The organism is Streptomyces sp. V4I8, assembly GCF_041261225.1.
Taxonomy (GTDB): Bacteria; Actinomycetota; Actinomycetes; order Streptomycetales; family Streptomycetaceae; genus Streptomyces.
This window is the reverse complement of sequence record NZ_JBGCCN010000001.1, coordinates 8,405,114-8,424,624: the sequence shown is the minus strand read 5'-3', so window position 1 is coordinate 8,424,624 and position 19,511 is coordinate 8,405,114. Positions and strand designations below refer to the sequence as shown.

General features: G+C 70.7%; 15 protein-coding genes. 10 read left to right on the top strand and 5 right to left on the bottom strand.

The features are described from left to right. Window positions 1-141 precede the first annotated feature (141 nt). From ABIE67_RS38275 to ABIE67_RS38265, 3 genes are all read right to left on the bottom strand, one after another. Window positions 142-2,583 (bottom strand): SpoIIE family protein phosphatase, encoded by a 2,442-nt coding sequence (locus ABIE67_RS38275; protein ID WP_370266113.1) that lies wholly within the window; start codon window positions 2,581-2,583, stop codon window positions 142-144. Between the two features lie 187 nt (window positions 2,584-2,770). Beyond that, window positions 2,771-5,155 carry an MFS transporter gene (locus ABIE67_RS38270; RefSeq protein ID WP_370266112.1) on the bottom strand — a complete coding sequence of 795 codons (2,385 nt, stop codon included), beginning with the start codon at window positions 5,153-5,155 and terminating at the stop codon, window positions 2,771-2,773. Window positions 5,156-5,301: 146 nt separating this feature from the next. Beyond that, complete coding sequence (locus ABIE67_RS38265; RefSeq protein ID WP_370266111.1) at window positions 5,302-5,745, bottom strand: SRPBCC family protein; 444 nt, start codon at window positions 5,743-5,745, stop codon at window positions 5,302-5,304. A 192-nt stretch (window positions 5,746-5,937) separates the two neighbouring features. Between ABIE67_RS38265 and ABIE67_RS38260 the strand changes: the two genes are divergently transcribed. The 4 genes from ABIE67_RS38260 (at window position 5,938) to ABIE67_RS38245 (ending at window position 9,886) form a co-directional block, all read left to right on the top strand. After that, window positions 5,938-6,981 carry an Rv2578c family radical SAM protein gene (locus ABIE67_RS38260; protein ID WP_370266110.1) on the top strand — a complete coding sequence of 348 codons (1,044 nt, stop codon included), beginning with the start codon at window positions 5,938-5,940 and terminating at the stop codon, window positions 6,979-6,981. A 192-nt stretch (window positions 6,982-7,173) separates the two neighbouring features. Continuing rightward, the gene (locus ABIE67_RS38255) at window positions 7,174-8,754 is read left to right on the top strand and encodes an alpha/beta hydrolase (RefSeq protein WP_370266109.1); all 1,581 of its coding nucleotides are present in this window, start codon (window positions 7,174-7,176) and stop codon (window positions 8,752-8,754) included. Between the two features lie 160 nt (window positions 8,755-8,914). Next, complete coding sequence (locus ABIE67_RS38250) at window positions 8,915-9,313, top strand: RidA family protein (RefSeq protein ID WP_370266108.1); 399 nt, start codon at window positions 8,915-8,917, stop codon at window positions 9,311-9,313. Between the two features lie 39 nt (window positions 9,314-9,352). Continuing rightward, a complete protein-coding gene (locus tag ABIE67_RS38245) occupies window positions 9,353-9,886 on the top strand; it encodes an N-acetyltransferase family protein (RefSeq protein ID WP_370266107.1) in 534 nt (177 codons plus the stop codon). A 219-nt stretch (window positions 9,887-10,105) separates the two neighbouring features. Here ABIE67_RS38245 and ABIE67_RS38240 read toward each other — a convergent pair whose 3' ends face one another. Beyond that, on the bottom strand, window positions 10,106-10,681 hold the full coding sequence (locus ABIE67_RS38240) for an adenylosuccinate lyase (protein WP_370266106.1): 576 nt from the start codon (window positions 10,679-10,681) through the stop codon (window positions 10,106-10,108). 376 nt (window positions 10,682-11,057) lie between these two features. On the opposite strand from ABIE67_RS38240, the gene ABIE67_RS38235 reads away from it, so the two are divergent. The 3 genes from ABIE67_RS38235 (at window position 11,058) to ABIE67_RS38225 (ending at window position 14,234) form a co-directional block, all read left to right on the top strand. Continuing rightward, window positions 11,058-12,875 (top strand): 3-hydroxyacyl-CoA dehydrogenase family protein, encoded by a 1,818-nt coding sequence (locus ABIE67_RS38235; RefSeq protein ID WP_370266105.1) that lies wholly within the window; start codon window positions 11,058-11,060, stop codon window positions 12,873-12,875. A gap of 208 nt (window positions 12,876-13,083) precedes the next feature. After that, entirely contained in the window at window positions 13,084-13,896 is an 813-nt protein-coding gene (locus ABIE67_RS38230) for a TetR family transcriptional regulator (RefSeq protein WP_370266104.1), read from the top strand. A gap of 119 nt (window positions 13,897-14,015) precedes the next feature. Then, window positions 14,016-14,234: a hypothetical protein gene (locus ABIE67_RS38225; RefSeq protein WP_370266103.1), complete on the top strand. Its 219-nt coding sequence runs from the start codon at window positions 14,016-14,018 to the stop codon at window positions 14,232-14,234. Between the two features lie 22 nt (window positions 14,235-14,256). Here the strand turns inward: ABIE67_RS38225 and ABIE67_RS38220 are convergent, their stop codons facing one another. Beyond that, a complete protein-coding gene (locus ABIE67_RS38220) occupies window positions 14,257-14,721 on the bottom strand; it encodes an NAD(P)/FAD-dependent oxidoreductase (RefSeq protein ID WP_370266102.1) in 465 nt (154 codons plus the stop codon). A gap of 416 nt (window positions 14,722-15,137) precedes the next feature. On the opposite strand from ABIE67_RS38220, the gene ccrA reads away from it, so the two are divergent. From ccrA to ABIE67_RS38205, 3 genes are read left to right on the top strand one after another with little or no spacing between them, the layout of a single operon-like run. Continuing rightward, window positions 15,138-16,475, top strand: coding sequence for a crotonyl-CoA carboxylase/reductase (gene ccrA, locus ABIE67_RS38215; RefSeq protein ID WP_370269357.1), 1,338 nt, complete (start codon window positions 15,138-15,140; stop codon window positions 16,473-16,475). Between the two features lie 31 nt (window positions 16,476-16,506). Beyond that, window positions 16,507-18,555: a protein meaA gene (locus tag ABIE67_RS38210; protein WP_370266101.1), complete on the top strand. Its 2,049-nt coding sequence runs from the start codon at window positions 16,507-16,509 to the stop codon at window positions 18,553-18,555. Further along, complete coding sequence (locus ABIE67_RS38205; RefSeq protein ID WP_370266100.1) at window positions 18,552-19,511, top strand: CoA ester lyase; 960 nt, start codon at window positions 18,552-18,554, stop codon at window positions 19,509-19,511. Before ABIE67_RS38210 ends, ABIE67_RS38205 begins: the two co-directional genes overlap by 4 nt.

Below are 19,511 nucleotides of genomic sequence, written 5' to 3'. Positions count from 1 at the left end.
AGGTTGCGACGCCGACCCGCCGTGAAGTGACGGGCGAGTACGGTTTATCGCGGCCTGGTTCCGGCCACAAGCGCGCGGCGCATACGTTCACTCCGTATTCGAGACTCGTCCGCCGTCGTACGCCCTGTGCGCCGGGATGCGTCAGCGGCGCGGGAGCGTGAGTTCGAACCAGACGGCCTTGCCGGTGCTCGTCCGGCTCGCGCCCCATTCGCGGGCGAGCACGCTCACCACCCGCAGCCCGCGGCCGGACTCGTCGGCGGGCCCGGCGTTCAGCAGGGTCGGCAGGTCGTGGTCGTCGTCGTCCACCTCGCACAGCAGCGTGTCGCCGCGCACGAGGCGCAGTTCGACGGGGCGGCTGTGGGAGTTCTTTACGGCGTTGGTGACGAGTTCGCTGACCATCAGCTCGGCGCCGTCGGCCACCCTTTCCAGACCCCAGTCGTGCAGCTGTTCCCGGACGACGGCTCGGGCCCGGCCGACCTCCTCCGGGTCGAGGGCGAGCCGCCACTCGGCGACGTCCTGCGGTGCGATGCCGTTGAGCCGTGCCATCAGCAGGGCCACGTCGTCCTTGCGTCCGCCCCGTGTGTTGAGGGCGCGGATGATGGTGTCGCAGGCGTCGTCCATGGAGGCGGCCGGGTGGGCGGCGGACTCGCAGAGGGTCGTGAGGCCGACGCCGATGTCCTCGCCGCGCACCTCGACCAGGCCGTCGGTGCACATCACGATCCGGTCGCCGGGCTCCACACGCACGCGTACCGCCTCGAAGGGCACCCCGCCGACGCCGATCGGCGCTCCCGTGGGCAGGTCGAGCAGCTCGCTGCGCCCGTTGTCGGCGCGGACCAGGGCGGGCGGGATATGGCCGGCGTTGGCGATGTGGAGTTCGCTCGCGATGGGGTCGTAGACGGCGTAGAGGCAGGTCGCGAGGTAGGTGTCGCCGAGGCGCTGGGCGAGGTCGTCGAGGTTGCGCAGCAGCCGGGCGGGCGGCAGGTCGAGGGCGGCCATGGTCTGCACGGCCGTACGCAACTGGCCCATCATGGCGGCCGAGTTGAGGCCGTGGCCCATCACGTCGCCGACGACGAGGGCGGTGCGGGCGCCGGGCAGTTTCACGGAGTCGAACCAGTCGCCGCCGACCCGTCCGAGGAGGGTGCCGGGCAGATAGCGGGTGGCGATGTCGCAGCCCGCCATGCGCGGCGGGATGTGCGGCAGCATGCTGTCCTGGAGGGTCTCGGCGACGCTCTCCTGGTAGGTGTACATGCGCGCGTTGTCGAGCACGAGGCCCGCGCGGGCGGCGAGTTCGGCGCCGGTCACCCGGTCCATGTCGTTGAAGACGGGCCGCTCGGGGTGGCGCAGCAGGATCATGAACCCGAGCACGACATGGCGGGCCTTGAGCGGTACGACCAGCATGGAGCGGCCCGTGATGAGCGGCCGGATGTCCCGCTTCTCGAACTGGGAGGCGATGGCGTGGCCCATCTCCTCGCTGATGCGCGGCACGAGGACGGGTTCGCCGGTGGTCATGCACTGGAAGAACGGCGTGTGCGCGGGGAAGGGCATGGCCTCGCCGACCGGTACGACGTCGTCCCAGCGGCCGGGTTCGTCGGTGTGCTCGACGGCGACCCGGTGCCACATGGTGGTCGTGTCCGGCACGCCCTCGGGGAACCCCTCACCCGCGACGACCTGTTCACGCAGATAGGTGCCGGCGACGTCGGTGAAGCGGGGCACGACAGCCTTGCTGACCTCGATGATGGTCCGCGACAGATCGAGGGAGGTGCCGATGCGGCCGCTGACCTCGTTGAGGAACTCCAGCCGTTCGCGTACGGCCGCGTATTCGAGGTCCTCCACCTCGTCGGTGTCCTCCCGCGATAACGGCAGGCCCTGTGCGGCGGCCCGGGCGGCCCGCTCCCGGCGGACCCGGCGCTCGACGCGCCGGGGCACGCCCCAGTCGGGCGTGACAGGCACCCGGTCGTTCTGGCTGAACTCCAGCACGGGATAGCCGAGTTCGAGGATCTGTCCGACGACGCGGGCGCTTTCGTCGACGCTCATGCTGGGCAGGATCTCGGGGAGCTTGCGGGCGAGTTCCTCGGCGCCGGGGAAGTCGGTGTGCAGGGCGAACGCGGGGGCGACGCGCTCGTAGCCGGTGTCCCCGTCGTGGTCCTGGTCGTCCTGCTGGAGCCGGCCCACGTCGGCGCCCAGCACGAGCAGCCGCTCGGGGCCCGGTCCCACCAGCGGGTAGGCCCACCACAGCACATCGACGCGGTCTCGCTCGGGCACGGTGAGGCGGGCGCGGCCCGCCGCCGGGTAGTACAGCCGCCCGTCGAGGGACGATTCGAGATCGTGGCCGAGACCGTCGTACGCCGCGTAGGCGCCGTACGGCGAGATGTCGTCGTCCTCGGGCAGCGCTCCGGAGACGGGCAGCAGATCGACGGCCGGGCGTCCGAGCGCCTCCTCCTTGGCGGCACCGAACAGACGGCGTGCGCCGGAGCTCCAGTGCGAGACGAGGCCCTCGCGGTCCACCACGACCACGGCCAGCGGGATCCGTCCGGAGGCGGCTTGTTCCGCCACCGCGCCGTCCCTCTCGGTGCCACGGTCCATGGCCCAGGCCCTCTCTCCCCCAAGGCTCCGCAAGATCTGCGCGCCCCCACCACCGTACGGCTCCGGGCCGAGGTGATGTGACGCAATACGGGAATTGATGAGACGGGTTCACGTCGGCCCGCGCGTCGGCCGGAGGGCCCGTCCGCGCCGCGTCCGCGCAGGACAGGCCCGTGTCCCGGTCGTCGGCTCAGTCCTCGTGCCCGAGCTGAAGATCGCGTTCCGTACGGCCGCCCCCGGCGACTTGGAGCACGGTGGCGACCGGCGGGTAACCCGTGGCGATGACGGTGTACTCGCCGGTGGCCAGATCGACGAACCGGAAGGTGCCGTCCGGTCCCGTGGTGAGCGAGTCCATGACATTGCCGGCCGCGTCGAGGAGGGTCACGCGCGCGTCCTCGACGGGCCGTCCGCCGCCCGCCCGCACGGTGCCGCGCAGCAGGGCGCCGCCGGCGAGTTCGATGTCCTGGCGGGTCTCGCGGGCCGCCTTGACGGTGACGGGAACGGCGGCGGGGCGGAACGCGGCCGCGCTCGCGGCGAGGGTGTACTCCCCGGCGACGAGTTCGGTGATGACGTAGCCGCCCTCGCTTCCGCTGCGGGTGGTGGCGACGACCTCGCCGTGCACGTCGGTGAGCGTGACGGTGGCGTCCACGGGGGTGCCGTCCGGGGTGAGCACCCGGCCTGCGAGGCGTCCGGCGCCGCCGAGGACGATGTTCAGTTCGACGGGGCCCTCACCGATGGTGACGGATACGGCCTGCGGCTGGTGGCCGCCCGCCGCCGCGATCATGACGTACGACCCCGGGCCCGGCGTGGCCAGCGCGTACCGCCCGTCGTCGCCGCTCCCGCCGCGCCCGACCTGCTGCCCGGCGATGTCGATGAGCGTGAGCGCCGCGCGCGGTACGTACGTCCCGTCCGGATGCTGCACGGTGCCACGCACGGGAACTTCGGCGGCGTACGGCGAACGGGCCGGGGGGATCTGGGTGTTCACCGGCGCCGATTCCGTCTCCGTGGCCGGGGCGTTGTGGGACACCAGCGGTTTCTCCTTGAGGAAGAAGGCGATCAGCAGACCGAGGACGAGCACCGGCACGAGGTAGAGGAAGATCCTCGGCATGGCGTCGGCGTAGGCCTGGATGTAGTCGTCGCGCAGCGCCTGGGGCAGGGTGTGGACGAGCTGCGGGGTGATGGACTCGGGGTCGGGCAGCTCGCCACCCGCGGGCGTGGGGAGGCGTTCGGCCAGGGCGTCGGCGAGCCGGTCGGCGAAGAGGGTGCCGAAGACGGCGGCGCCGACGCTGCCGCCGATCTGCCGGAAGTAGTTGTTGGCGCTGGTGGCGGTGCCGAGGTCGGCCGGGCGCACGGAGTTCTGCACGGCGAGGATCAGGACCGGCATCACCATGCCGATGCCGGCGCCGAGCACGGCCATCCAGAGGCTGTAGTGCAGCCGGGGCGTGTCGGCCTCGAGACGCGACAGCAGCCACATGCCGAGGGCCGAGAGGGCGCTGCCGAGCACGGTGTAGATCTTGTAGCGGCCGGTGAGGCTGATGAGCTGGCCGCAGACGATGGAGGCGCCGACGATGCCGCCCATCATCGGCAGCATCAGCAGGCCCGACTCGGTGGCCGTGGCCCCGTCGACCATCTGCAGGTAGGTCGGCAGATAGCTGGCGGCGCCGAACAGGGCGACGCCGATCACGAGGCCGACGAGCCCGGTGACGTTGAAGACGGAGTCCCTGAACAGCCGCAGCGGGATGAGGGGTTCGGCGGCGAAGTGCTCGGCGACGAGGAAGAGGACGGTGGCGAGGACCGCGCCCGCGCCGAGGGCGAGGATGACGCGGGAGTCCCAGGCGTACTCGGTGCCGCCCCAACTGGTCAGCAGGACCAGGCAGGTGGAGGCGGCGGCGAGCAGCAGGGCGCCGAGGATGTCGAGCCGGGCCTTGGCCTCGGGCCTGGGCAGCTTCAGTACGACGGCGACGACGGCCAGGGTGACGATGCCGAAGGGGACGTTGACGTAGAAGCACCACCGCCAGGAGAGGTGGTCCGTGAAGTAGCCGCCCAGCAGGGGTCCGGCGACCGAGGCGAGTCCGAACGCGGCGCCGATCAGGCCCATGAAGCGGCCGCGCTCCCGGGCCGGCACGATGTCCGCGATGATCGCCTGGACGCCGATCATGAGCCCGCCCGCACCGGCGCCCTGGACCGCGCGGTAGGCGATCAGCTGGTCCATGGTCTCGGCCCGGCCGGCGAGCGCGGAGCCGATGACGAAGACGACGATCGCGAACTGGAAGACGCCCTTGCGGCCGAGGAGGTCGCCGAGCTTGCCGTAGACCGGCAGTCCGACGGTGGCGGTGAGGAGGTAGGCGGTGATCGCCCAGGACATCCTGTCCAGGCCGTGCAGCTCGCCGACGATCTTCGGCAGCGCGGTGGCGACGATCATCTGCTCCAGCGCGGCCAGCAGCAGCGCGAGCATCAGTCCGACGAAGACCAACCGCACCCGGCGCGGGCTCAGTCGGGGCGCGGCGTCTTGGGGCGGAGCCTGTGGAGGAGGTGCGGTGACGGTTTCGTCCTGCACCAACGTCGCGCCGCCCACGGACCGCTCCCCTCGCCGTACCTGCTCACATTTCCCGCATTAGGCGACAACTACGAGCAAGCACGGCGAGTTACGGTGCCATCCCGGACACGAGCGAGATCCACTCGATCCGGTGAGGGGGCCAAGGGCCCCCGCACACCGGGGACTTACTTCTCGACCTCGGCGGCGAGCCTGGCGAGGAGCGCGTCGTAGATGCGGCCGAGGCCCTTGGGCGCGAAGGTCTTCTCGAAGAAGCCGCCGATGCCGCCGGCGCCCTGCCAGGTGGTGGTGACGACGACCCGCGACTTGCCCTCGCCGGCCGGGGTGACCCGCCAGGTGGTGACCATGGAGGAGTTGCGGTCCTTCTCGACGAGCTCGCCGTCGGTGGGCTCGCTGACCTCCAGGAGGCAGTCGCGGACGCGCTTGCTGGTGGCCTGGAGCTTCCAGTGGACGAGGGTGCCCTCGCCGTCGCCGCCCTCGCGCACCTCGTACTCGCTGAAGTGCTCGGGCAGGATCTTCTGCCGGGTGCCGCTGTAGTCGGCGAGGGCGTCGAACACCTTCTCCGCGTCCGCCGCGACGACCCGCTCCGTAGTGGCCTCGACCTGCGCCATTGACTTCCTCCAGGACCTGATTTCTCGGGGGTTGGAGCAAGCCAACCACCCCGCTGCCGGACCGCCCAAATCGGGGTCCCGATCAGCTCACCGAAGCGATCGCACAGTGATCGGAAACGAAGCCGGGAGATAGGTCGCACGATCAAGGGAACATGTGTTCTATTCTGGGGGCAGTGCTACCGAGGAGGCACCATGCGCTGGGAGAACCTCACCCTGGAGTCCGAACACAGCCGGGCCGACGCCGCGCTGTTCGGCGCGGACGCCGTGGTCACCCGCACCTTCGACACACCCGAGTTCGCCGGGATCACGTTCCACGAGATCCGGGCCCGCTCGATCATCAACCGGGTGCCGGGTGCCTCGCGCATGCCCTTCGAGTGGACGGTCAACCCCTATCGGGGCTGCTCGCACGCGTGCGTGTACTGCTTCGCCCGCAAGACCCACAGCTATCTCGACCTGGACACGGGCCTCGGCTTCGACTCCCAGATCGTGGTCAAGGTGAACGCGCCGGAGCTGCTGCGCCGCCAGCTCTCCTCACGTCGCTGGCAGGGCGAGCACATAGCGATGGGCACGAACGTCGACTGCTACCAGCGGGCGGAGGGCCGCTACCGCCTGATGCCGGGCATCCTCGCCGCCCTGCGCGATCACGCCAACCCGTACTCGATCCTGACGAAGGGCACGCTGATCCTGCGCGACCTCGACCTGCTGAAGCAGTCCGCCGAGGTGACCGACGTCGGTGTCTCCGTCTCGGTCGGGTTCGTCGACCCCGAGCTGTGGCGCACCGTGGAGCCGGGCACGCCCGCGCCGGAGCGACGCTTGGACGTCGTACGCACCCTGGCCGAGCACGGGCTCGGGTGCGGGGTGCTGATGGCGCCGGTGATTCCCTTCCTGAGCGACCAGCCGGCGCAACTGCGGGCCACCGTGCGGGCGATCGCGGCCTCCGGGGCGACCTCGGTCACACCGCTGGTGCTGCATCTGCGGCCCGGGGCGCGCGAGTGGTTCATGGCGTGGCTGGGCCGCGAGCACCCGCACCTGGTGCGCCGTTACGAGCGGCTGTACGCGGACGGTGCCTACGCGCCGAAGTGGTACCAGCGCCGGATCACCCGTCAGGTCCACGACCTGGCGCAGGAGTACGGCATCGGCCCCACGCGCGCGGGCATACCCCGACGGATCCGCGAGCCCGAACCGGAGCCCGCCGGGCACACACGGTCGGAACCGACTCAGCTCTCCCTGCTCTGACTCAGCTCTCAGCTCTCCCTGCTCTGATGGCGTTGGGCGCATTGGGGGCATCGGTGGGCATTGGGGCGCATCTCTCGGCCCAATAGAGTCAAGTCTTCTCAGATCCAGTTCTTCCAGGCGTCCGTACCGGGATGAATGCGGCCGGGACCGTGGCTCTCGCGGTCCGCATCCCCTCCGTCCTGGGAGGACCCCATGGGAAAACGCGCAGCCATGCTGTGCGGTGCCGCCGTCGTCATGGCCGGAACCGTGACGGCCGTCCCCGCCGCCGAGGCGAGTGCCCCGCACACCGCGGAAGCCGCTCAGGCCGCACCCCTCACCTGGAAGAAGTGCGGCACCACCAAGTACCCGACGCTCCAGTGCGCGTCCCTGGAGGTGCCACTCGACCACGCCGATCAGCGCGGACGGCAGATCACCCTCGCGCTGTCCCGCGTCCCGCACACCGCGAAGAAGTACCAGGGCCCGCTGCTGGTCAACCCCGGCGGCCCCGGCGGCAGCGGTCTCACGCTCGCCGGATACGTCGCCTCCGCACTGCCCAAGGCGGTGGCGGCACAGTACGACGTCATCGGCTTCGACCCGCGCGGGGTCGGCGCGAGCAAGCCGGCCGTCAACTGCAAGCCCGGCTACTTCGCCCCGGTGCGCCCGGACTCCGTGCCGCGCACACCGGCGATCGAGCGGGCCAACCTCCAGCGCGCCAAGGCCTTCGCGCAGGCCTGCGGCAAGAAGTACGCGGACGTGTTGCCGCACCTCAACACGATCAGCGCCGTGCGGGACATGGACCGGATCCGCGCGGCTCTCGGCACCAGGCAGATCAGCTACTTCGGCTATTCGTACGGCACCTACCTGGGCGCGGTCTACGCCAAGCTCTTCCCGCAGCGGGTGCGACGCGCGGCCCTGGACTCGGTCGTCGACCCCACCGGTGTCTGGTACCAGTCCAACCTCGCGCAGGACGTCGCCTTCAACGACCGGCACCGCGCGTTCCTGGCGTGGGTCGCCAAGTACGACAAGACGTACGGGCTCGGCGCCGATCCCGCGCGGGTCGAGGCCAAGTGGTACGCGATGCGGGCAGCCCTGGCCAACGCGCCGGCCGGCGGGAAGGTGGGCCCCTCCGAACTGGAGGACACCTTCCTGCCCGGCGGTTACTACAACGGCTACTGGCCCTATCTCGCCGAGGCGTTCGCGGCGTATGCGAAAGACAAGGACGCCGATCCGCTGATCGAGGTCTACGACAGGTTCGGCGCCGCGGACGCGTCCGACGAGAACGGCTACAGCGTCTACGCCTCCGTGCAGTGCCGGGACGCCGCCTGGTCCCGCGACTGGCAGCGGTGGCGGTCGGACAACTGGAACGTGTACGCGAAGGCGCCGTTCATGACGTGGAACAACGCCTGGTACAACGCGCCGTGTGCGTTCTGGCCGAAGAAGTCCCTCGCCTCGGTGAGCGTCACCAACGCCAAGGTGGCGCCGGTGCTGCTGTTCCAGGCGACCGGCGACGCGGCCACCCCGTACCAGGGCGCCGTCACGGTGCACCGGGAGCTGACCCGCTCCAGCCTGGTGGTCGAGCGCGGCGGCGGCAACCACGGCATCACGCTGGGCGGGAACTCCTGCCTGGACAAGCACCTCGCGGCCTACCTGACCGACGGGACGGTGCCGCGCGGCGAAGGCGCGGTCGACGCGGTGTGCGAGGCCCGGCCCGGCCCGAAGCCGCTGAGCTCCAAGGCGACATCGGCGGCGGCACGCGGCGCCGAACTGCACAGGCTGATCGGCTTCCGCCACTGAGAGCCTGATGCCTGTCCGTCGGTCCGTCGATCCGTCGATCCGTCGATCCGTCGATCCGTCGATCCGTCGATCCGTCGATCCGTCGATCCGTCGATCCGTCGATCCGTCGATCCGTCGATCCGTCGGGGGCATTGTCAGACCCATGGTCCACCATGGACGCATGAGTGAGCTGACCAGGATTCCCGCCCCCGACGGAGTCGCCCCCGCCGCCCAGTACACGCATGTCGTGCTCGGCACCGGCCGCTTCGTCGCCGTCTCCGGCCAGCTCGCCCTGGACGAGGACGGCAAGCTCGTCGGCGAGGGCGATCCGGCGGCCCAGGCCCGCCAGGTCTTCGAGAACCTGAGGCGCTGCCTGGCGGCGGCCGGCGCGACCTTCGACGAGGTCGTCAAGCTCACCTACTTCGTCACGGACATCGCGCACATGCCGGCCCTCCGCGCGGCCCGCGCCGAGCACATACCCGACGACCGGTTGCCGGCGGCGTCGGCGGTGCAGGTCGCCGGGCTGGTACGGCCGGAGTTCCTGATGGAGGTCGAGGCGTTCGCGGTGCTGCCGGGTTAATCGGAGGCGGACCCGGGTGGGGATCTCTACGGTGCCGTCATGGACGACGACGGCATACGGATCCGCCCCATGACCCCGGCCGACTGCGACCGCGTCGCCGAGATCCGCATCGGCGGCTGGCAGAGCGCCTACAAGGGTCTGTTACCGCAGTCGTACCTGGACGGCCTCGACGTGGCACAGGACGCCGAGCGCCGCCGCGCCTACCTCTCGCAGGCCGACGGCGGCGTGCTCGACCTGGTCGCCGAGCAGGACGGTCAGGTCGTCGGCTGGGCCTGCCACGGCCCGTACCGCGACGGCGAAGTACGCACCGGGGACGCCGAGTTGTACGCCATCTACGTGGCCCCCGGACGATACGGCGACGGCATCGGACAGGCCCTGCTCCAGGAGTCGCTACGCCGCTGCACGACCGCCGGCCACACCCGCCTCCTCCTCTGGGTCCTCAAGGACAACACCCGCGCCCGGCGCTTCTACGAACGGGCGGGCTTCCGCCCGGACGGCGCCGAGGAGCCCTTCGAGGTGGACGGGGTCGAGGTGCCGGAGGTGCGGTATGCGCGGGAGTTGACGCCGGCCTGACCGAGGCACCGCCGTTGTGGAGGGCAGCGAGCCTGCGACAGGTGCCCGCGTGCCCGGTGGTCGCCTGCGCCGGCGCGCGGCCGCCCTGTCGGCGCAGGCCTCCTGTCGGCGCACAGCCCGTGGGCCGCCGCTAGGCGTGAGCGGCATCGCGGCCGCGCGAGTTGCCGCCGGTCGACCGGAAGTGACCGCGTCCCGCACTTCCGGCCGGCCGGCACTCTCTCACCGCTGCCGGGGGATTCGCGCCAGCGCCTGAACCGCCGCCTCGGCCAGCGCCGGGTGGGCCAGGGCCTCGTTCAGGACGCGTCTGGCGCGGGTGTCGCCGAGGGTGCCGAGGCCTTCCACACAGGCGAGGGCCACGCGCCGATACGGGTCGTGGGGGTGCAGGCGGCGTTCCAGGGTGGTGATCAGGGCGGGCACGGCCTCGGGGGCGCGCAGCTCGACCAGGAGCCGGACCGGGAGCAGGGCGTAGGCGACACGGAGTTCATTGGTGGCCAGGGCGGCCGCCGCGCGGGCCGTGCGCGGGTCGCCGAGCCGGGCCAGGGCGTGGGCTGCGGAGACACAGCGCTCCGGGTCTCGGTGGTTGAGCAGCAGGACGAGGGACTCGAAGGCCCGCCGGTCCCCGGCGAGGCCCAGCCGGAACGCGGCCAACTCCCTGGCCCACAACGGCTGCCCGGGCGCGGTGAGCACGCCGGCCAGTTCGTCGAGGTCCTCGGTCGCCACGAGGTGCTCGTACGCGGCCGACGCCCCGGACTCCTGCCGCAAGCGCTCCGTGAGTGATCGCAACTCTTCGTCCATGAAGGCGAGCGTATGCAAGCGGCCCGTGTCGCGGGACCTACATCACAAAGACGAGGTCTGGCGTGCTCGTTACCCACCGGTTAAGCTCATACGAGCGAGACACCCACTCGTGGATTTGCTTGCAGCGGCCTGGTGACGCAGCCGCCGCGAGTGTTGGTCGGTTCGGTACATCAGGTACCGCAGTACGACCCGGCTCCGGGACAGGGCCGGTCGGATCCTCCGTTCCCCGGCGCGTGTGCACGCGCTCGGCGACGGCACCGGGCGTGTGCGCCAGTAGCCCGGCAACACCCGCACTCACTCCTTTCCGCACCCGGTGCGCCTTTTCGGCGCACCCGGGCGCGCTTCCAGTCGTCACCCTCATTCCTGGAGTCCCGCGATGGCCACTCCCCTGTCCGACACCTCGTCCGACACCCCTCTGTCCCCGCTCAAGACCGTCGCCGTCGTCGGCCTCGGCACCATGGGCACCGGCATCGCCGAGATCCTGGCCAAGGCCGGTCGCGAGGTCATCGGTATCGACATCAGCGAGGCCGCGGCCGCCAAGGCCGTCGCCGCCCTGGAGTCCTCGACCGCCCGTGCCGTGGAGCGCGGCCGGCTGACCGAGGAGGAGCGCGCGGAGGCCCTCGCCCGCGTCCGCACCTCCACCGACCTGCAGGCCGCGGCCGACGCGGACCTGGTCATCGAGGTGGCGCCGGAGTCGTACGAGATCAAGCAGCAGCTCTTCCGCGAGCTGGACGGGATCGTGCGCCCCGAGACCATCCTGGCGACCGGGACCAACGCCCTCTCGGTCACGCGGCTGGCCGCCGACTCGGCCCGGCCCGAGCGCGTGCTCGGACTGCACTTCTTCAACCCGGCGCCCGCGATGCGCCTGGTCGAGGTCGTCTCCTCCGTGCTGACCGCGCCGACGGCCGTCACCGCGGTCACGAACCTCGCCCTGGACCTCGGCAAGGAGCCCGTCGCGGTCGGCGACCGGCCCGGGTTCGTCGCCGACGGGCTGCTGTTCGGCTACCTCAACCAGGCGGCCGCGATGTACGAGGCGAAGTACGCCTCCCGCGAGGACATCGACGCCGCGATGCGGCTGGGCTGCGGCCTGCCGATGGGCCCGCTGGCCCTGCTCGACCTGATCGGCATCGACACCGCGCGCCGGGTCCTGGAGGCCATGTACGCCGAGTCCCGCGACCGGCTGCACGCCCCCGCCCCGATCCTCAAGCAGCTCAGCGAGGCGGGTCTGACGGGCCGTAAGTCGGGCCGTGGCTTCTACACGTACGAGGCGCCGGGCAGCGCCACCGTCGTGCGGGACGCGCTGACGCCGCTGGACGGCGCCGCCCTGACCCCCGGCCGTACGGTCCGCTCGGTCGGCGTCGCGGGCTCCGGCACCATGGCGTCCGGGATCGCCGAGGTCTTCGCCAAGGCCGGGTACGAGGTCGTGCTCGCCGCCCGCAGCGAGGAGAAGGCGCAGGCCGCCAAGGCCCGTATCGGCAAGTCGCTCTCCCGCTCTGTCGACAAGGGGCGGATGACCGCCGAGGCCGCCGCACAGACCCTCGATCTGATCACCGCGGCGGGTTCGTACGACGCGTTCGCCGACGTCGATCTGGCCGTCGAGGCCGTCGCCGAGGACCTGGAGATCAAGCGGCAGCTGTTCGCGACGCTGGACAAGGTCTGCAAGCCGGGCGCGGTCCTGGCCACCACCACCTCGTCGCTGCCCGTCGTCGCCTGCGCCCGCGCCACCTCGCGTCCGCAGGACGTGATCGGCATGCACTTCTTCAACCCGGCCCCGGCGATGAAGCTGGTCGAGGTCGTCCGTACGGTGCTCACCGCCGACGACGTCCACTCCACGGTCCGCGAGGTCTGCGGCCGGATCAGGAAGCACGCCGTGGACTGCGGCGACCGTGCCGGATTCATCGTGAACGCGCTGCTGTTCCCGTACCTGAACAACGCGATCAAGATGGTGGAGGAGCACTACGCGACGCTCGACGACATCGACGCGGCGATGAAGCTGGGCGGCGGCTACCCGATGGGCCCGTTCGAGCTGCTGGACGTCGTCGGACTCGATGTCTCCCTGGCCATCGAGAAGGTCCTGCACCGCGAGTTCCGCGACCCGGGTCTCGCCCCGGCGCCGCTCCTGGAGCACCTGGTGGCCGCGGGCTGCCTCGGCCGCAAGACCGGCCGCGGCTTCCGCGAATATGCCCGGCGCTGAGCGGCCCGGCGACTGGTTCAGCAACGGTCAGGAGTGGGGCGGGCTGCTGGACCCCGCCGGCCCGCCCCCACCCGCCCCGCGCAGCTCTCCCCCAGCCGACCGAAGCAGCTCGCCACCACCCGCCCGACCCGGCAATCCCCCGCCCGTCCAGGGCGGGGGAAACCCCGTGCATGCGCATCAAGCTGCGCACATGCAGTACGTTCGGGTCATGTCCCAGCCCGCCAAGTCCTCACGTACACCAGCCACGTCCGACGCGCCGGAAAGTGCCGCCGGCAGTCGCGCGGCCGCCCAACGGCTCAAGATGCGCCGCGAACTGGCGGCCGCGGCGATGGAGCTGTTCGCGACCAAGGGGTACGAGGCGACCACCGTCGACGAGATCGCGGCCGCGGCCGGGGTCGCCCGCCGCACGTTCTTCCGCCACTTCCGCTCCAAGGAAGAGGCGATCTTCCCGGACCACGACGACACCCTGATCCGCGCCGAGGCGGTGCTCAACGCCGCCCCGGCCCATGAGCATCCGCTCGACACGGTGTGCCGTGGCATCAAGGAAGTCATGCGGATGTACGCGGCCCGGCCGGAGATCTCGGTCGCCCGCTACAAGCTGACGCGCGAGGTGCCCACCCTGCGCGAGGCGGAGATCGCGTCGGTGGCCCGCTACGAGCGCCTCTTCACCCGCTACCTCCTCGGCCACTTCGACGAGCACGCGCACGACGACGACGCCAACGACGACCCGCTGCTGGCCGAGGTCGCCGCGTCCGCCGTGGTCACCGCCCACAACCACGTCCTGCGGCGCTGGCTGCGGGCCGGCGGCCAGGGCGACGTGGAGGCGCAGCTCGACCACGCCTTCGCGATCGTACGGCGGACGTTCGGGACGGGCATCGGGGCGGGCCGGGACACCGCCCCGCGCACGGCGCCGGCCTCCGTGGCCACGCAGGGCGAGGTGCTGGTGACCGTGGCGCGGACCGACGCGCCGCTCGACGAGGTGATGCGGACGATCGAGCAGGCGCTGAAGGAGCGGGCGTAGAGCGTCAGCGGGGTGTGGCGGGCCTCCTGGCGGGCTCCTCCACGGGAACCATTTCCCCGACCCGTCCGTCCTCCATGTCGAAGCACGATCTTCATGGTGTGCGACGGAGGTGGGTTGCCATGCAGACGAACGACCCGACCAAGCTCGAAGCCACGCTGGCCGACGGGCGGCGCATGACCCTGTCCCTCCCCGCGACGGACGCGAAGTGGGCCGCCGACGGCATCAAGGGCCTGCGCGCCGTCCCGCCCACGCACACCGGCCGCGGCGAGGAGCCGCCCGCCCTCCCCGAGGAGCCGGCGCTCCCCCTCCAGGTGGCGCTGCTCGGCCTGGGCGCCTAGGGCGTATCGCGAAAGTCCCTGGTCAGTCCCGGCACCGGACGGACCGGCCCGGGGTGAACCTCGCCGCCGGCCCCGGGTCCGCGTTCCCCGGCAGGAGCCCCGCCATCAGCCGCCCCGTCGCCGGGGCCGGCATCAGGCCCAGCATGTTGTGGCCGGTGGCGAGCAGGACGCGGGGGCGGCCCGGGAGCGGGCCGATCAGGGGCAGCCCTTCCGGGGTCACGGGCGGGGCCCCATCCATCCACTCCTGCTCGCGCCGATCCCGGTCGGCTCCCGGCAGATACGGCCGCGCGGCCGCCACCAGCGCCTCCACGCGGCCCTGCCGGAAGCGGTCCGGGGCCCGGTCGAACTCCATCGTCCCGGCTGCCACCTCGATCCGCACGCCCAGCCAGGCGCTCACCTGCCGGGACCAGACGCCCGCGGCGATCACCACGGCGTCCGCCTGACAGGTCCGTCCCAGCAGTCGTACGGACCGGGACGGCGCGGGCACCGCCGTCACCCCCGCGCCCCCGACCCGCGCAGGACCGGCAGGCGACCGATAGCGCCCGATTAGCACCTACTCGTCGGTAGCTTTGATCGATCATCGCTCATTTGTTACGTAAAGATTTCATCTGAGAGCAAGTTCTGGCACTCGGTGCCTTGCCAGGTGACACGCCGTGCCATACGTTGAAGGAGTCCGGGCGGCCGGCGTGCAGAGACCTTTCGTACGTCGGCTGTCCCCGCAAACCCCTCCCGGGGTCTGCGCGCCCGGCGCCTGCGTCACAGGCAACCTCCCGCGCCACAAAGCGCTGCCGAACAGCACCATCCGCCGAACCGACGGCACCCACCAAAAACCCTCAGCAGCACCGACGTAACCCTCAGCACCCCTCCCTCAGGGTGCACACCGCCGGAGGCAACACCGTGACCGTGAAGGACATTCTGGACGCGATCCAGTCGCCGGAATCGACGCCGGCCGACTTCGCCGCTCTGCCCCTCCCCGAGTCGTACCGCGCGATCACCGTGCACAAGGACGAGACGGAGATGTTCGCGGGGCTTCAGACCCGCGACAAGGACCCCCGCAAGTCGATCCACCTGGACGACGTGCCGGTGCCGGAACTCGGACCGGGCGAGGCCCTGGTGGCCGTCATGGCCTCCTCGGTCAACTACAACTCGGTCTGGACCTCGATCTTCGAGCCCCTGTCGACCTTCGGGTTCCTGGAGCGCTACGGCAAGCTCAGCGAGCTCACCAAGCGCCACGACCTGCCGTACCACATCATCGGCTCCGACCTCGCGGGCGTCGTCCTGCGCACCGGCCCCGGCGTCAACGCCTGGAAGCCCGGTGACGAGGTCGTCGCGCACTGTCTGTCCGTCGAGATGGAGTCCTCGGACGGCCACAACGACACGATGCTCGACCCCGAGCAGCGCATCTGGGGCTTCGAGACCAACTTCGGCGGCCTCGCCGAGATCGCCCTGGTCAAGTCCAACCAGCTCATGCCCAAGCCGGGCCACCTGAGCTGGGAGGAGGCCGCCGCTCCGGGCCTGGTCAACTCCACCGCCTACCGCCAGCTGGTCTCCCGCAACGGCGCCGGCATGAAGCAGGGCGACAACGTCCTGATCTGGGGCGCGAGCGGCGGACTCGGCTCGTACGCCACGCAGTTCGCGCTGGCCGGTGGCGCCAACCCGATCTGTGTCGTCTCCAGCGACCAGAAGGCGGACATCTGCCGCTCGATGGGCGCCGAGGCGATCATCGACCGCAACGCCGAGGGCTACAAGTTCTGGAAGGACGAGCAGACCCAGGACCCGAAGGAGTGGAAGCGCTTCGGCAAGCGCATCCGCGAGCTCACCGGCGGCGAGGACATCGACATCGTCTTCGAGCACCCCGGCCGCGAGACCTTCGGCGCCTCGGTCTTCGTCACCCGCAAGGGCGGCACCATCACCACCTGCGCCTCGACCTCGGGCTACATGCACGAGTACGACAACCGCTACCTGTGGATGTCGCTGAAGCGGATCATCGGCTCGCACTTCGCCAACTACCGCGAGGCCTGGGAGGCCAACCGGCTCATCGCGAAGGGCAAGATCCACCCGACGCTGTCGAAGGTCTACTCCCTGGAGGAGACCGGCCAGGCGGCCTACGACGTGCACCGCAACCTCCACCAGGGCAAGGTCGGCGTCCTGTGCCTGGCCCCCGAGGAAGGCCTCGGCGTGCGCGACGAGGAGATGCGCGCCAAGCACATCGACGGCATCAACCGCTTCCGCAACATCTGATCCGCACCATCTGAGACACCCGAGGTCATAGATGACTGAGCGTCAGCCCGCCGAAGGCAAGCGGGAGAAGGACCGGCCGTGGCTCATGCGGACCTATGCCGGTCACTCCACGGCCGAGGCGTCCAACGAGCTGTACCGGCGCAACCTCGCCAAGGGGCAGACCGGCCTGTCGGTCGCGTTCGACCTGCCCACGCAGACCGGCTACGACTCCGACCACATCCTCGCCCGCGGCGAGGTCGGCCGGGTCGGCGTGCCCGTCGCGCACCTCGGTGACATGCGTCGGCTGTTCCAGGACATCCCCCTGGAGCAGATGAACACCTCGATGACGATCAACGCCACCGCCATGTGGCTGCTGGCGCTCTACCAGGTCGTCGCGGAGGAGCAGGGCGCGGACATCACCAAGCTCCAGGGCACGACCCAGAACGACATCGTCAAGGAGTACCTGTCCCGGGGGACGCACGTCTTCCCGCCGGGGCCGAGCCTCCGTCTGACGACGGACATGATCGCGTACACGGTCTCCCACATCCCGAAGTGGAACCCGATCAACATCTGCAGCTACCACCTGCAGGAGGCGGGCGCCACGCCGGTCCAGGAGATCGCGTACGCGATGTCCACCGCGATCGCGGTCCTCGATGCCGTACGCGACTCAGGGCAGGTCCCCGCCGAGAAGTTCGGGGACGTCGTGGCCCGTATCTCCTTCTTCGTGAACGCGGGCGTCCGCTTCATCGAGGAGATGTGCAAGATGCGGGCGTTCGGGCGGATCTGGGACAAGGTCACGCGCGAGCGCTACGGCATCGAGAACCCCAAGCAGCGCCGCTTCCGGTACGGCGTCCAGGTCAACTCCCTCGGTCTGACCGAGGCGCAGCCGGAGAACAACGTCCAGCGGATCGTCCTCGAGATGCTGGCCGTGACCCTCTCGAAGGACGCACGCGCGCGTGCCGTGCAGCTGCCCGCCTGGAACGAGGCCCTGGGTCTCCCCCGGCCCTGGGACCAGCAGTGGTCGCTGCGGATCCAGCAGGTGCTGGCGTACGAGAGCGATCTGCTGGAGTACGAGGACATCTTCGAGGGCTCGAAGGTGATCGAGACGAAGGTGGACGAGCTGGTCGAGGGCTCGCTCGCGGAGATCGACCGCATCCAGGAGATGGGCGGCGCGATGGCCGCCGTCGAGTCCGGCTATCTCAAGTCCCAGCTGGTCGCCTCGCATGCCGAGCGCCGGGGCCGGATCGAGTCCGGCCAGGAGAAGATCATCGGTGTCAACGCCTTCGAGGGCACCGAGCCGAACCCGCTGACGGCCGACCTGGACACCGCGATCCAGACGGTGGACCCGGCCGTCGAGGCCCGGGTGATCGCGGGGCTCCAGAACTGGCGCGACACCCGCTACCAGCCGCCCTTCAACCATCCGCGCCCGTGCAAGGCGCTGGAGAAGCTGAAGGAGGCCGCGAAGGGCACCGCCAACCTCATGGAGGCCACCCTGGAGTGCGCCCGCGCCGGTGTCACGACCGGCGAGTGGGCCGGGGCCCTGCGCGAGGTGTTCGGCGAGTTCCGGGCGCCGACCGGTGTGTCGTCGGCGCCGGTGGCCATCCCCGCCGAGGAGGGCTCTGCGCTGTCCCAGGTGCGCCGCAAGGTCGACCTCACGGCCAAGGACATGGGCGTCGGCAAGCTCCGCTTCCTGGTCGGCAAGCCGGGCCTGGACGGGCACTCCAACGGCGCCGAGCAGATAGCGGTGCGGGCGCGTGACGCCGGCTTCGAGGTCGTCTACCAGGGGATCCGGCTGACGCCCGAGCAGATCGTGGACGCGGCCCTCGCGGAGGACGTGCACGCGGTCGGCCTGTCGATCCTGTCCGGCTCGCACGCCCAGCTCGTGCCGGACGTCCTGGAACGGCTCCGTGTGGCCGGTGCCACAGATATACCCGTGATCGCCGGTGGCATCATCCCGAATGGTGACGCCGAGCAGCTCCGGGCCGCCGGAGTGGCCGCCGTCTTCACCCCGAAGGACTTCGACATCACCGGAATCATCGGCCGCATCGTCGACGAGATCCGGAAAGCGAACAAGCTCGACCCCCTGGAGGTCCCCGCATGACCGTCAACCGTCTCCGCCCGCGGCGCTCCTGCCTGGCAGTGCCGGGCTCGAACCCCCGCTTCCTGGAGAAGGCTCAGGGCCTCCCGGCGGACCAGGTCTTCCTCGACCTGGAGGACGCGTGCGCCCCGCTCGCCAAGCCCGAGGCGCGGCACACCATCGTCAAGTTCCTCAACGAGGGTGACTGGACGGGCAAGACGAGGGTCGTGCGCGTCAACGACTGGACGACCGAGTGGACGTACCGCGACGTCGTCACGGTCGTCGAGGGCGCCGGCCCGAACCTCGACTGCATCATGCTGCCGAAGGTCCAGACGGCCCAGCAGGTCGTCGCCCTCGACCTGCTGCTGACGCAGATCGAGAAGACGATGGGCTTCGAGGTCGGCAAGATCGGCATCGAGGCGCAGATCGAGAACGCCCAGGGCCTGAACAACGTCAACGAGATCGCGACGGCCTCCCAGCGCGTCGAGACGATCATCTTCGGCCCGGCCGACTTCATGGCGTCCATCAACATGAAGTCGCTGGTCGTGGGCGAGCAGCCGCCCGGCTACCCGGCGGACGCCTACCACTACATCCTGATGAAGATCCTTATGGCCGCCCGCGCCAACAACCTCCAGGCGATCGACGGCCCCTACCTGCAGATCCGCAACATCGACGGCTACCGCGAGGTCGCCCAGCGCGCCGCCGCGCTCGGCTTCGACGGCAAGTGGGTGCTGCACCCGGGCCAGGTCGAGGCGTCCAACGAGATCTTCTCGCCCTCGCAGGAGGACTACGACCACGCCGAGCTGATCCTGGACGCGTACGACTACTACACGTCCGAGGCGGGCGGCAAGAAGGGCTCCGCGATGCTCGGCGACGAGATGATCGACGAGGCCAGCCGCAAGATGGCCCTGGTCATCTCCGGCAAGGGCCGCGCCGCCGGCATGCAGCGCACCAGCAAGTTCGAGATCCCGGAGGCGTAA